Genomic DNA, 13102 nt, shown 5'->3' with positions numbered 1-13102 from the left:
CCGGGCCTCCCCGGATTTCGAGCGGGCAGCCGGCCCTCCTCACCGTTGGCACGGACGCGGCACCGCTGCCCGAAACTTCCGCCACGCACACTGACGTGCAGCTTCCGCTGAAGAACGACGGCGGCCCCCAGCCTTCCAGCGCGCCTCCCGCCTTGGCCGATGGGGGCGTCGACAATGCCTGGAGCGAAGCAGAAACCGTCGCCGACTCTGAAGCCGGGGATAAAGCCGAAGGCGAGGCCGAGGCCGACCCGAGGACCGAACCAGAAGCCGAAGGCGAGGCCGAGACCGTCGCCGACCCAGGGGTTGAACCGGAAGCCGATCCTGAGACCGACGCCGCGGCCGAAACCGTGGCCGACGCCGACGATGGCGACGTGGCCCAACCGGGCAGCGACAGCCCCGCCGACACAGAGGGAACCGGCCGGGCCGAGGCGGAAATTGTGCCGGACGCCGCAGCACCCACTGTCACAGCGGCAAAAGGTCCACGTGACGACGCGGATGGCGATGCGGCGGCACCAAGTGTCAATGCAGAGCCGGACGCACCAAACGGGGATGCGGCTTCCGATTCCCAGAGTGCATCCGGAGGAGGCACCGCAGAATCTCCCACTGTTGGCGACGGGAGCGTCGATCCAGCACCCGAATCCACCCTCGCGGAAGGCACGGAACCCGACGCCGGCTCCGGACTGGACACCGGTTCCGCCACTGGCGCCGATTCCAGCACTGACACCAAATCCGAACTAGAAACCGGCTCCGAGCCCACCGAACCCGACGCCGGTGACCCAGTCGCGGCACCCCTTTCCCGGCGGGAGCGGCGGATTGCCGAACAGGGCCGGCCGGACGGCGTCGAGCCTCTGGCCGGAGAGCCCCAAGCGGACCAGCCTGCCTGGCCGGGCGCGGCTGCGGCCCCAGGGGTCGCCCCTGCTCTCCCTGCCGGCGCGGACACTTCGGGGCGGTCGTCCGGCCATCCTGGACGCAGGCACCGCAAACGCGGCTGGTCGCTGCTGCGCGGCGTGCTGCTGTTTCTGGTGATTGCTGCGGTTGTCGTGGCCATGGGAACGGTGGTCACAGGCAACGGGGCTGGTTCCGCCAAGGCCTCGGCCACCGAGTCGAACCGGTCCCAGGCCTGGGAGGCCACCGAATCCCTGCTGGCGCAGGCCACCGCCCTGGCGGGCCCGGCGTCCGGTGCATCCACCGCGACCCTGCCGGCTGGCGTGGTGTCTGCGCTGCAAATCCAGTCCGCAGCCCTCTCCGACGGCATTCCCACGGCCAGCGCGCAGCCCAAATCCACCGCCACAACCGGTCCGCGCCCCACGCTGGCAGATTTTAACCGCGCCCTCGCGGCAAGCGCCAACACGCTCCTGGAGCATGCGCTGACGGCCGAGGGGGCCATGGGCCGGGTCTTCGCGTCGGCGGGCACCGGCCAGCTGCTGCAGGCCAGGACCATCGCGCGGGAAAACGGCCTTCCCGTCCCGGACTCCCCGGCCCTGCCGGCAAACAGCCGCTTTGACGCCGCGACGGGGCCGGCCTGCCAGGCCACACTGACGCCGTCACCCGGGGCCAACGCAGACAACGCGCTGACCAGCGCCGCCCAAAGCGAGCAAAAGGCCGTCTACGCCTACCAAGTGGCCGGTTCCCGGCTCGTCGGGCAAGCACACACCCAGGCCCTTGCGATCCTCGCCGTCCACAGCCAGCGACTTGAGCTGCTCAACGCCCAGCTGGCGGTCAGTTGCCTGCCCATTGTTGCCGGCGCCCCCGGCTTTGTCCTCGACCCCCGTTTCACGGCCCAACCGGAGCAGGCCCTTGCGCAGCTGGAACAACAATTGGCTGCAGCCTACGGAGACCTGGCAGCCCTGAGCAGCCCAAGCACGACGCCGGCCGGCAGTTTCGCTTCCTCGCAGCCTTCCACGGGCGCTGCCCGGGCAACGGACGCCGCCACGGCTGCCGGATCAGCCTCCGGATCAGCCTCCGGATCAGCCTCCGGCCCCGATGGCGGCACGCCTGCATCGGCCAGGGCCATGGCGGTTTCCTGGCTGCTGGAGTCGTCCCTCACTGCGCAGGCATGGGGCGGCAATGCATCTCCGCTCCCCGGCATCGCCGTCACACCCACAGCCACCGCCACGGCGGCTCCGTCCAGTGGCGCTTCCGGCAGCGCCCCCGGCGGCGCTTCCAGCACCGCCTCCGATTCCGCAACTGCCTCGGCATTCCCCTCCGCCCCGGCGCGGCCCTAAGGGCAGGTGAGCCTTCCCTCAGCGAGGACATCCTCACCTTGCTGGCGGCCAAATCACGCGAGTGCTTTGCTATAAGCATGAAGCGAGCAGTTGATCTTCAAGCCCCCCGGGAGCCTGTGCACACCGGCGAGATTGCACAGCGTCTCAACTGGCTCCGGGCTGGTGTTTTGGGCGCCAATGACGGAATTGTCTCTGTTGCCGCCGTCGTGGTTGGGGTTGCCGGAGCCACCGGCAGCGCAGGCCCTATCCTGACGGCCGGCATGGCCGCGCTGGTGGGCGGTGCGATTTCCATGGCCCTGGGCGAATACGTCTCCGTCAGCAGTCAGAGCGACAGCCAAAAGCACATGATTGCCGAAAAGCGCCGCGACTTGGAACTGCGTCCCGAGGAGAACCGGGCAAACTTGGCCCGGCTGTATGAGGACAAGGGGCTCAGCCCCTCCACGGCGGCGCGGGTGGCGGATGAGCTCACGGATTTTGATGCTTTGGGCTCACACCTGGCGGCCGAGCTAAACCTGGACGAGGACGACGTCGTCAGCCCCTGGCACGCCGCCTTCGCTTCCGCCGTGGCCTTTACGCTGGGTGCCATCTTGCCCATGCTGGCCATCCTCCTCCCGCCGGATGCGGTCCGGGTGCCTGTCACCTTCGCCGTGGTCCTGGCAGCCCTGGGCATCACGGGCTGGATCGGTGCGACTATTGGTGGCGGATCGCGGCTGCGCGCCGCCTCCCGGGTGGTCCTGGGCGGGGCCCTGGCCCTGGCTGCCACGTTTGCCATTGGCCACCTGCTCGGCGCGAGCGGATTGGTCGGCTGACGATAGGCTGGGTGCCATGGCCGCCACCGTTGACATCCCCGACGCCCTGCAGGCGCGTTTCGGCCGGACGCCGGCTGGCCGTGAGTGGCTGGCCGCCCTCCCCACGCTGATGGAGGGCGCATTGGCGCGCTGGGGGCTTGCCGTTGACCTGCCCCGGGGGGTCCAGGCATGGCATGGCCACACAGCCATTGTCGTCCCTGTGCGCCTGCCGGACGGGGCAGCGGCGGCCCTGAAAATTGCGTTTCCGTATGACGAGTCGCGGCTCGAGGCTCCAGCCCTGCGCCTGTGGGACGGCCACGGCACCGTCAGGCTCCTGGCCGACGACGCCGGCAGCTGCTCCATGCTGATCGCCCGCCTCGATGCCGTGAAGTCCCTCATCGATGTCCCCATGGAAGAGGCCGTGGAGGTGTGGGGCGGGCTGGTCAGGCAACTTTCCATCGAGCCGGACAGCCGCCGGGAATGGGTTGACATTCCCCATGTCGCAGCCTTGGCTGAACGCTACTCGGACGAACTGCCGGAACGCTGGGAACACCTCAACCGGCCTTTCCCCCGCTGGCTGCTGGAGGCTGCACTGGAAGTGTGCCAGACCCGAGGGGCGGTTTCACGCCGCCGCGCCCATGACGTCCTGGTCCACACGGACCTGCATTACCTGAACATCCTGGCCACCGTGGACGGCTCCGGTTTCGTGGCCATTGACCCGCAGGCCCAGCTCGGCGACGCCGAATTCGCCGTGGCACCGTGCCTGTGGAACCGGCTCCGAGAGCTGCCTGTGCGGAACGCCGAAGCCGCGCTCCGGCGTCGAGCCTCCCAACTGGCTGCAGCGGCAGGACTCGACGCCGGGATTGCTGCCGAATGGGCCGTGGTCCGGGAGGTGGAAAACGCCCTGTGGTACCTGGAGGGCGCCGGGCACCAGGGTGACGCCCAGCGCTCCCTCTGGGTGGCCAGCACCATGGCAGGCAGGCCGATGCCAGGGCTCCCGGCAGCCCGCGACTTGAAGATGCTGGACTAGGCCTTGCGGGGCCGGGCCGAAAGCACTACCTGGCGATATTTGCCGCCCACCAGGCCCCCGCGCCGTTTTCATTCCAGACGTCAACGCCCAGCTTGACAATCAAGACCGTCACCACGGCAAGGAAGACGATCCGGATGAACTTGTTGCCCTGCTTCACCGCCGTGCGCGCCCCCAGATAGCCGCCCGCCATGTTGGCCGCCCCAAGGACCAGGCCCACGCCCCACAACAGTGAGCCGTGCGGCAGGAAGAACATGAGCGCGCCGGCGTTGGTGGCCAGGTTGACGATTTTCGCCTTGGCACTTGCCTCCAGGAAGGCGTAGCCCATGAGGCTGACCAGCGCGATCACCAGAAACGAACCCGTGCCAGGGCCGATCAGGCCGTCATAAAATCCGATCACGCCGCCAATGCAGGCAGCGACAACGTAATGGGTACGGCCGGAATGGCGCAGGGCGGTGGTTTCGCCGATGTTTGGCTTGAACGCCGTGAATGCCAGCACGGCGACCAGTGCGGCCACGATGATGGGCTTGAACACCGACCCTGGCAGGCTGGCCGCCACCACCGCCCCGCACACGCTGCCCACCAGTGCCACCGCGGCCATCGGCAGGGCCGTGCGCAGGTCCGGCTTCACGCGCCGATAATAGGTGATGGCACTGGTGGACGTGCCAAAGATGGACCCCATCTTGTTCGTTGCCAGTGCCTGCACCGGCGTAATCCCCGGAATCATCAACAGCACCGGCAGCTGCAGCAGCCCTCCCCCGCCCACGACGGCGTCAATCCAGCCGGCCGCGAACCCGGCAACAAGGATCAGCAGGATCGTGGCAGTGGTGATGTCCTCAAAACCGGAAATCATGTCTTCCCATTCGTCGTTGGCTGTCCCGCGCGTGGCCCCGAGCGTGGCCCCCGTCGGTCCCGCGCGTGGCCCCCGAGTGGTTGGGTCCGGCTTCGGCCCGGCGTTTTCCGCCCGGCTATTCCCCAAGCGCTCCCACTGCTCGCAAGCTCGCCGCGGGTCCCTCGCGCTCGTGGGCCCCGACGATCGGCCGCGGGCGGCCTCCGTCTCCTTTACGCCGGGCTACAAAAACGCCGGCTCCGCAGCCTAGTGCCACAGGTGCCGCCCCTTGCCGCGCGCAGCGCGCGGCAAGGGGCTGCGGTGACGTGCCCACCAGGCGCAGGAGCCGGTATTTTTTGTAGGCGACGTAAAGGAGACACCTAAGGCCGCCAGCGGCCGTGGTGTCGGATAGTCGCCGGAAAAATGCCGGGCCTGCGCCGAAGCCAGCCACGCCACGCACGGTCTCGACGCGCTCGCAGAGCTCGCTGCTCGACCACCGGGGCACGGGCTCGACCAGCGGGGCTGCGCGGGGGCTACTGCTTATCGAGGATGTACTTGACGGCGTCGGCCACTGGGACATTCTCGGCAACGCCGGTGGCGCGGTCCTTGATCTCAACCACGCCGTCCACGAGCCCGCGGCCAACGGCCAGGATGGTGGGGACGCCCAGGAGCTCGGCGTCGCCGAACTTGACGCCGGGGGAAACCTTGGGACGGTCGTCGTAGATGACTTCCAGTCCCGCGGCCTCCAGTTCGGCGGTGAGCTGCTCGGCGGCCTCGAAGATCTCGGTGCCGCGGCCGACGGCGACGACGTGGACGTTGGCGGGGGCCACGTTCGCCGGCCAGATGAGGCCCTTGTCGTCGTGGTTGGACTCGGCCAGGGCGGCGACGGCGCGGGTGACGCCAATGCCGTAGGAGCCCATGGTGACCACGGCCAGCTTCCCGTTTTGATCCAGCACCTTCAGGTCCAGGGCCTCGCTGTACTTGCGGCCCAGGGCAAAGATGTGGCCCATTTCGATGCCGCGGGCAGCTTCGAGGGGGCCGGAACCGTCAGGCGCGGGATCGCCCTCGCGCACTTCCACTGCCTCAATGGTGCCGTCCCAGCTGAAGTCGCGCCCGGCGACCAGGCCAAACACGTGCTTCCCGGCTTCATTGGCCCCCGTGATCCAGCTGGTGCCGGAGACAATGCGGGGATCCACAAGGTACGGCAGCTTGGTGGAGGATTCGCTGCCCAGCACCGGCGCGTCCAGGGAAAGGCCCGGGCCGATGTACCCCTTGACAAGGCCGGGGTGCTTTTTGAGGTCTTCCTCACCGGCAGCCTCGACGCCCACTTCGCCGCCCACGCCAAGGTGTGCGCCAATGTTTGCCTCGATGCGCTTGAGGTCCACCGCGCGGTCCCCGGGGACGCCGATGACCACTACCTGGCGGACGCCCGTGGGCAGGTCGATGGCCAGGACCACGTTCTTGAGGGTGTCTGCCGCCGTCCATTCGCCGCCGTCGCGCGGCACCATGGAATTGGCGGCGGCCACGAGCGTGTCGATGGTGGGGGTTTCGGGGGTGTCACGGACGTCGGCGGCGGGGGCGTTGCTGAAATCAATGTCGTCCGGCACTACCGTGGTGACGGCTTCGACGTTCGCTGCGTAGCCTCCTGCGGAGCGGACAAAGGTGTCCTCGCCGATCGCCACGGGGTGCAGGAACTCTTCGCTGCGGGAGCCGCCCATGGCCCCTGCCGTGGCCGCAACCGGGATGACCTCCAGCCCCAGGCGTGCAAAGATGCGCAGGTAGGCGCCGCGGTGGGCCATGTAGCTGGCGTCCAGGCCGGCGTCGTCAATGTCGAAGGAGTAGGAGTCCTTCATGATGAACTCGCGCCCGCGCAGCAGTCCGGCACGGGGGCGGGCCTCGTCGCGGTACTTGTTCTGGATCTGGTAGATGGACAGCGGCAGGTCCTTGTAGGACGAGTACAGGTCCTTGACCAGCAGCGTGAACATTTCCTCGTGCGTGGGGGCCAGCAGGTAGTCGGCGCCCTTGCGGTCCTGCAGGCGGAAGATGCCGTCGCCGTATTCCAGCCAGCGGTTGGTCACCTCGTAGGGCTCCTTGGGCAGCAGTGCCGGGAAGTGGACTTCCTGGGCGCCGATCCCATCCATCTCTTCGCGCACAATGGCCTCCACCTTGCGCAGCACGCGCAGGCCCAGCGGCAGCCACGTGTAGATGCCGGGCGCCGCACGGCGGATGTAGCCGGCGCGCAGCAGCAGCTTGTGGCTGTCGACCTCGGCGTCGACGGGGTCCTCACGGAGGGTGCGAAGGAAGAGGGTGGAAAGGCGAAGAGCCACGCGTATTTTCCGTTTCTTGAGCAGTTTGGCGCCCGCCGGCGATTGGCGGGCCAGTACTAATCTACCGGTTCACGCAAAAGAGCGGCACACCTGCCGCGGCGATGCGCCGCGGCAGGTGTGCCGCCCGTGGAATCGATGTGGCCTAGCCGGCCTTGCCTTCAAGGGCCACTAAGACGCCCGCAACGGCAAAATACTTGTTGCTGCCGAGCTCACGGATGGTCTTGATGCCCAGCTGCTCCTTCAATGCAGCAGCCTTGGCATCGGTGATGCCCGCCAGCGCGGCCGGCGAGGCATCGAGGATTTCCTTCAGTGACTTGTCCTCAAAATCCTTGTCAAGTGCCTTCGCCAAATCAACAGAAACAGCCATCGCATGTGTCCTTCCGTTATGTTTACGAGCTCCACCGGGTGGAAGCCGCGCCTTGGCGGCGCCGCTTATGCCAAACTATGCCACCCGTACTGGACAGTTCAATGGTCCTGGCTGGGAACTTGCCGTTAACTTCGTTCAGGCCATGCCCGGGCGGCGCCCGCACCCGCCCCAACCGGGGCACTGGACAAGCGCCCATCCGCCGTCTACTTTTAATTCATCACGTGATGAATTACGAAGGGCTGGAGGGCCAATGTCACACAGGGCAGAACTTCCAAACCCGGGCGCCGTGCTGCACGCGCCGGTTCCGGCGGCCGCGTCCGGCGGAACGCCGGGAACCGGTCCCGCCAGTGTCACGGTGGAAAACCTGACGGTGCACCGCGGCAGCACGGATGTCCTGGCGGACCTCAGCTTCGCCATCCCCGCCGGGCGCATCACCGGCCTGCTGGGCCCCTCCGGCAGCGGGAAGACCACGCTGATCAGGGCCCTGGTCGGCGTTCAGAAAATCACAGCCGGCCAGGTCAGCGTGCTGGGCCGGCCGGCCGGGGACGCACTCCTGAGGAACGACGTCGGCTACGTCACCCAGGCGGCCAGCGTCTACCGGGACCTCACCGTCCTGGACAACATCCGGTATTTCGGGGCGATGCACGGACGCAACCGGGCGGATGCGCTTGAGGCCGCGACCGCCGTCGGACTCGGGGACCTGCTCAAACGCAGGGCCGCGGATCTTTCGGGCGGGCAGTTCAGCCGCGTCTCGCTTGCATGCGCACTGGTGGCGAAGCCGCAGCTGCTCTTTCTGGATGAACCCACCGTAGGGCTTGACCCTGTGCTCCGGGCGGACTTGTGGTCACAGTTTGCGGACATGGCGAAGGCCGGGACAACGTTGGTGATCTCAAGCCACGTCATGGAGGAGGCTGGGCACTGCGACTCGCTGCTGCTGTTGCGCGAGGCGCGGCTGCTGGCACAGCTGACCCCGGCCGAATTGCGCCGGCGCGGAGGGACCGATGACCTGGAGCTGGCGTTCCTTCACCTGATCCAGGCGGATGAACTGGCCCAGGAACACACACCAGGGGCCATGCGGGCACAAGCCTTGGGAGGGGCACGATGAACTGGCGCATGATGTGGGCGACGAATGTGAGGGTGCTCCAGCAGCTCAGGGCCGATCCACGCAGCATTGCCTTGATCCTGGTGGTGCCCTCCGTGCTGCTGGCCGTGGTGTATTGGCTGTACCAAAATGAAAAGCTGCCGCCCGGGGTGCCGCGCACCTTTGACCGCGTTGGCCTGATGATGCTGGTCATCTTCCCGTTTGTGGTGATGTTCCTGGTCACTTCCATCACCATGCTCCGGGAGCGCACCTCCGGCACCCTGGAACGCTTGCTCACCACACCCATCCACAAGGGCGACCTCCTGTTTGGCTACGCCCTCGCGTTCTCCCTCATGGCTGCCCTGCAGTCCCTGGCCGCCACGGGCGTTGCGTACTGGGTGTTCGGCATGAACATCCAGGGCAACGCCGGCCTGGTGGTGCTGGTGGCAGTGGTCAATTCCGTGCTGGGTGTGGCGCTGGGCCTGCTGTGCTCAGCGTTTGCCACCACGGAGTTCCAGGCGGTGCAGTTCATGCCGGTGGTGGTGGTCCCGCAAATCCTGCTGTGCGGGCTGTTCGTGGCGCGGGACCAGATGAATTCGGTCCTGGAGGCCATCTCCAATGTGCTCCCGCTGACGTTTTCGGTGGACGCCCTCCAGCAGATTGCCCAGCACGCCGATGCCACCTCGGCCATGGTCACGGACCTGGTGGTGGTCGCCGCCATCGTGGTGGTGGTGCTGCTGCTGGCATCGCTGACCCTGCGGCGCCGGACCGCCTAGGGCCATGAACGGCCAGGGCGCGCACGGCCGGCCGGCGCGGGGCCGCCGGCAGGGGCGTTCCACGTCCCGCAGGCTCATCGTGGCCAGTGCCCGGAAGCTCTTCGCCGAACACGGTTACGCCGCCACGAGCCTGCGGGAAATCGCCAGGGACGCGGGCGTGGATGCGGCCATGGTGCACCACTGGTTTGCCAGCAAGGAAGAACTGTTCAACGCCTGCGTGGAGCTGCCCGCCGATCCGGCCCAGGTGCTGGGGGCCGTCAGCGAAACTCCGGCCGACATCCGTGGCGAGGCGCTGCTCCGCGCGCTGCTTGCCCTCTGGGACTCCGGCGCGCAGCCGGCCCTGCTTGCCCTCCTGCGCAACGTGGCAGGGTCGAAGGCCCAGGGTTCGCTGATTCGCCAGGTCCTGTTCAAGCGCATCCTCACGCGCGCCCTGGCCGGGCTTCCCGGCAGCCAGGAGGAGCTGGACCGTCGCGGGGCGCTGCTGGCCAGCCAGATGATCGGGCTGATGGTGGCCAGGTACCTGCTGCGGGTGGAGCCGCTCGCGTCCGCCGGGCACGACGAGCTGGTGGCGTTGGTGGCTCCCGTGCTGCAAAACTACCTGACAGGCCCGCTTGGCTTTCCGGCTGCCCCGGGTGGCGGAACCGAAGCTGCGGCCCATGCAGCCCCGGTGATGGGTAGCTCTGCCCATCGCCGCAGCCCGGCCCCGGCACCTAGTCTGGACTCTGACGATCAACTCCAATCGTGGGAGCGCGAATGACCACCGGCCTACAGGGCGCAGACCCCGAGGACATGCGACACTTTGCCCACGACTTGGACCAGGCCCACGACCGGCTGCTGGCCTTGCGGAGCGAGCTGGGCGCCCGGATCACCAACAATCTGCGCTGGGAAGGCCCCGACGCCTTCGTGTTCCGGCACGCCTGGCAGTCCTCCTACGCCCCTGTCATAGCCAAGGCAGCCGCCATGCTGGGAGAGACGGCACGGACCATCAAGGCGCAGGCCGCCGAACAGGAACAGGCCAGCCGCTGACCCACCCCCCAACTGTGAGTCAGATACGGCATTGGAAACCGTTTTCCGAGCGTCATTTTGTGCACTTAGTGACGCACAGTTGCGAGGGTTTCGGCGCACCAGGCAAGCCACGCCTCCTCAAACAGGATTCCCGCCCGCAGCACGGCATGCTGGAGCTCAAGCTGGCGGCCGGCCGGCACCCCATCTGCAGGAAAGTCCCGGGCTTCAATGTCCCGGTAGCGCTGTAGCGCGGTGGCGTGCAGGCGCTGCTGGCGCCGGATTTCCGCGGCCATGTCCACCGTGCCCAGGGCGGCGGCCGCCCGGACCCGGACCAGTAGCTCGTCCCGGATGGGACGGGGCGGGGCCTCCACGGCCGTCCAGCGTTCCAGCTCCGCGCGCCCGGCAGGCTGCACGTCATAATGCCGCTGGCTCCCCCGCGCCGTCGCCTGGTCCCGGGCGGCAATCAGCCCGCCGGCTTCCAGCGCCCCCAACGCCCGGTAAATCTGCTGGTGCGTGGCCTGCCAAAAGTGGCCGATCGACTTGTCAAAGCGCCGTGCCAGTTCAGCACCGGTGCAGGGCCTTTCCAGCAGGGACGTCAGGATGGCGTGCGGCAGCGACATTCCGGCCCCTAGATCCGCGCGGCCAGGCGCGTGCCCTGGTCGATGGCGCGCTTGGCATCCAGCTCGGCGGCAACGTCCGCCCCGCCGATGAGGTGCACCACGGCGCCGCCTGCTTCCAGCCCCGCCTGCAGCTCCCGCCGCGGCTCCTGGCCCGTGCACAGGATCACGGTGTCCACGGCCAGCACGGTGTCGGTGCCGTTGACGCTCAAGTGGAGTCCGGCGTCGTCAATCCGGCGGTACTCGACACCCGGGACCATTTGCACCCCCCTGGCCTTGAGCTCCGTGCGGTGGATCCAGCCGGTGGTCTTGCCCAGGCCGGCACCCACCTTGGTCTCCTTGCGTTGGAACAGGCCCACGCGGCGGTCCGGTTTCTCCCGCACGGCGTCCGCCAGCCCGCCTGCGCCGCTGTAGCCGGCATCGATGCCCCACTCCCGGTAAAACTTCTCCGGCACCAAGGCGGCACTTGTCCCCTGTGCGGTGATGTATTCGGCCACGTCAAAGCCGATCCCGCCCGCGCCCAGGATGGCCACGTTGGTGCCAACAGGCTGCTTGTCCCGCAGCACGTCAAGGTAGTTCAGGACGCTGTGATGCCCGACGCCGTCGATCTCGGGACTGCGCGGGCTGACGCCGGTGGCCAGCACCACCTCGTCAAAGCCGCCTGCAAGCAGGGAATCCGCGGTGGCAGCGGTGTTGAGGCGCAGTTCGATGCCGCGGAGCTGGAGCTGGCGGCCAAAGTAGCGGATGGTCTCGCTAAACTCCTCCTTGCCGGGGATCTGTTTGGCAATGTTGAATTGGCCGCCGATCTCCGCGGCGGCCTCAAACAGGGTCACCCGGTGCCCGCGCTCCGCGGCCGTGACGGCGAACGCCAGCCCGGCCGGCCCCGCACCAACCACGGCCAGCTTCTTGAGCTGCGTTGCCGGCTCAATGACAAGTTCCGTTTCATGGCAGGCACGCGGGTTGACCAGGCAGGAGGACGTCTTGCCGGCAAAGGTGTGGTCAAGGCAGGCCTGGTTGCACGCAATGCAGCTGTTGATTTCGTCGCTGCGTCCCTGGGCGGCCTTGCGGAGGAAGAAGGGGTCGGCCAGGAACGGGCGCGCCATGGAAACCATGTCCGCATTGCCCTCGGCCAGGACCTGCTCGGCAACCTCGGGGGTGTTGATGCGGTTGGTGGTGATCAGCGGGATGCCCACCTGCCCCATGACCCTTTTGGTGACCCAGGCGAAACCCGCACGGGGCACGGACGTGGCGATGGTGGGGATGCGGGCTTCATGCCAGCCGATGCCGGTGTTGATGAGCGTGGCCCCGGCCTTTTCAACGGCCTGCGCCAGCTCGATGACCTCCTCCACCGTGGAGCCGCCCTCCACCAGGTCCAGCATGGAGAGTCGGTAGATGATGATGAAGTCCTCCCCCACGCGTTCACGGATGCGCCGTACAATTTCGACGGGGAAGCGCATCCGGTTCAGGTACGGCCCGCCCCATTTGTCGGAGCGCCGGTTGGTGCGTTCGGCGATGAACTCGTTGATCAGGTAGCCCTCGGAACCCATAACTTCGACGCCGTCGTAGCCTGCCCCCTGCGCCAACCGGGCCGCCACCGCAAAGTCCTCAATGGTGGACTCCACCTCATCCTCGGTGAGCGGATGCGGGGTGAGGGGGCTGATGGGGGCCTGCACGCTGCTCGGGGCAACCAGGTCCTGATGTGAGGCGTAGCGGCCAAAGTGCAGCAGCTGCAGCGCAATCTTTGCACCCTCGGCGTGGACGGCTTCGGTGACCACCCGGTGCCGCTCGGCGTCCTCGGGTGTGCTGATTTTGGCCCCGCCCTTCATGGGCCGGCCGGCGTCGTTGGGTGAAATGCCGCCGGTGACCATGAGGCCCACGCCGCCGCGCGCCCGTTCCGCGTAGAAGGCAGCCATGCGGGCAAAGCCGCCCGGGAGCTCCTCGAGCCCCACGTGCATGGAGCCCATCACCACCCGGTTGGGGAGCATGGTGAAGCCCAGGTCCAGCGGCTCGAAAAGGTGGGGGTACCGTTCAGCAGACATTCATGCACTCCTTTGCGCAAC

The 13102-nt window shown here is 67.8% G+C and carries 12 protein-coding genes; 7 read left to right on the top strand and 5 right to left on the bottom strand.

Annotation, left to right across the window (positions count from 1 at the left end):
- The 3 genes from LPN03_RS08205 to LPN03_RS08195 all read left to right on the top strand — a co-directional run.
- Nucleotides 1-2225: DUF4439 domain-containing protein (locus tag LPN03_RS08205; protein ID WP_262453851.1), on the top strand; the 2225-nt coding region annotated here is incomplete at its 5' end.
- A 77-nt stretch (nt 2226-2302) separates the two neighbouring features.
- The gene (locus LPN03_RS08200) at nt 2303-3034 is read left to right on the top strand and encodes a VIT family protein (protein WP_165180034.1); all 732 of its coding nucleotides are present in this window, start codon (nt 2303-2305) and stop codon (nt 3032-3034) included.
- Between the two features lie 16 nt (nt 3035-3050).
- Entirely contained in the window at nt 3051-4043 is a 993-nt protein-coding gene (locus LPN03_RS08195) for an aminoglycoside phosphotransferase family protein (protein ID WP_262453850.1), read from the top strand.
- A 25-nt stretch (nt 4044-4068) separates the two neighbouring features.
- On the opposite strand, the gene LPN03_RS08190 is transcribed toward LPN03_RS08195, so the two are convergent.
- The 3 genes from LPN03_RS08190 to LPN03_RS08180 form a co-directional block, all read right to left on the bottom strand.
- Nucleotides 4069-4893, bottom strand: a complete 825-nt coding sequence (locus LPN03_RS08190) for a sulfite exporter TauE/SafE family protein (protein WP_165180036.1) — start codon at nt 4891-4893, stop codon at nt 4069-4071.
- 509 nt (nt 4894-5402) lie between these two features.
- Entirely contained in the window at nt 5403-7196 is a 1794-nt protein-coding gene (locus LPN03_RS08185; protein ID WP_165180037.1) for a proline--tRNA ligase, read from the bottom strand.
- 142 nt (nt 7197-7338) lie between these two features.
- Entirely contained in the window at nt 7339-7563 is a 225-nt protein-coding gene (locus LPN03_RS08180; RefSeq protein WP_165180038.1) for a hypothetical protein, read from the bottom strand.
- 250 nt (nt 7564-7813) lie between these two features.
- Between LPN03_RS08180 and LPN03_RS08175 the strand changes: the two genes are divergently transcribed.
- The 4 genes from LPN03_RS08175 to LPN03_RS08160 are packed head-to-tail and all read left to right on the top strand — an operon-like array spanning nt 7814 to nt 10446.
- Nucleotides 7814-8668, top strand: coding sequence for an ABC transporter ATP-binding protein (locus LPN03_RS08175; protein ID WP_165180039.1), 855 nt, complete (start codon nt 7814-7816; stop codon nt 8666-8668).
- Nucleotides 8665-9420, top strand: coding sequence for an ABC transporter permease (locus LPN03_RS08170; protein ID WP_240901558.1), 756 nt, complete (start codon nt 8665-8667; stop codon nt 9418-9420). Before LPN03_RS08175 ends, LPN03_RS08170 begins: the two co-directional genes overlap by 4 nt.
- A gap of 4 nt (nt 9421-9424) precedes the next feature.
- A complete protein-coding gene (locus tag LPN03_RS08165) occupies nt 9425-10177 on the top strand; it encodes a TetR family transcriptional regulator (protein WP_262453849.1) in 753 nt (250 codons plus the stop codon).
- On the top strand, nt 10174-10446 hold the full coding sequence (locus tag LPN03_RS08160) for a hypothetical protein (RefSeq protein ID WP_262453848.1): 273 nt from the start codon (nt 10174-10176) through the stop codon (nt 10444-10446). The genes LPN03_RS08165 and LPN03_RS08160 overlap by 4 nt, the downstream gene beginning before the upstream one ends.
- A gap of 65 nt (nt 10447-10511) precedes the next feature.
- On the opposite strand, the gene LPN03_RS08155 is transcribed toward LPN03_RS08160, so the two are convergent.
- Together LPN03_RS08155 and LPN03_RS08150 are read right to left on the bottom strand one after the other, a co-directional pair.
- Entirely contained in the window at nt 10512-11045 is a 534-nt protein-coding gene (locus LPN03_RS08155) for a PadR family transcriptional regulator (RefSeq protein ID WP_165180042.1), read from the bottom strand.
- A gap of 8 nt (nt 11046-11053) precedes the next feature.
- Nucleotides 11054-13081: an FAD-dependent oxidoreductase gene (locus LPN03_RS08150; protein WP_262453847.1), complete on the bottom strand. Its 2028-nt coding sequence runs from the start codon at nt 13079-13081 to the stop codon at nt 11054-11056.
- Nucleotides 13082-13102: the final 21 nt, after the last annotated feature.

Origin of the sequence: Arthrobacter sp. A2-55, assembly GCF_025548615.1 — a bacterium.
GTDB lineage: Bacteria > Actinomycetota > Actinomycetes > Actinomycetales > Micrococcaceae > Specibacter > Specibacter silviterrae.
Note: the sequence above shows the minus strand (reverse complement) of the source record. Positions and strands in the feature narration are given on the sequence as shown.

Excerpts from the sequence above, each read along its gene's own strand:
- LPN03_RS08195 (WP_262453850.1), top strand. The coding sequence starts at position 3,051 with ATGGCCGCCACCGTTGACATCCCCGACGCCCTGCAGGCGCGTTTCGGC.
- LPN03_RS08165 (WP_262453849.1), top strand. The coding sequence starts at position 9,425 with ATGAACGGCCAGGGCGCGCACGGCCGGCCGGCGCGGGGCCGCCGGCAG.
- LPN03_RS08180 (WP_165180038.1), bottom strand. The coding sequence starts at position 7,563 with ATGGCTGTTTCTGTTGATTTGGCGAAGGCACTTGACAAGGATTTTGAG.
- LPN03_RS08150 (WP_262453847.1), bottom strand. The coding sequence starts at position 13,081 with ATGTCTGCTGAACGGTACCCCCACCTTTTCGAGCCGCTGGACCTGGGC.
- LPN03_RS08160 (WP_262453848.1), top strand. The coding sequence starts at position 10,174 with ATGACCACCGGCCTACAGGGCGCAGACCCCGAGGACATGCGACACTTT.
- LPN03_RS08175 (WP_165180039.1), top strand. The coding sequence starts at position 7,814 with ATGTCACACAGGGCAGAACTTCCAAACCCGGGCGCCGTGCTGCACGCG.
- LPN03_RS08170 (WP_240901558.1), top strand. The coding sequence starts at position 8,665 with ATGAACTGGCGCATGATGTGGGCGACGAATGTGAGGGTGCTCCAGCAG.
- LPN03_RS08155 (WP_165180042.1), bottom strand. The coding sequence starts at position 11,045 with ATGTCGCTGCCGCACGCCATCCTGACGTCCCTGCTGGAAAGGCCCTGC.
- LPN03_RS08200 (WP_165180034.1), top strand. The coding sequence starts at position 2,303 with ATGAAGCGAGCAGTTGATCTTCAAGCCCCCCGGGAGCCTGTGCACACC.
- LPN03_RS08190 (WP_165180036.1), bottom strand. The coding sequence starts at position 4,893 with ATGATTTCCGGTTTTGAGGACATCACCACTGCCACGATCCTGCTGATC.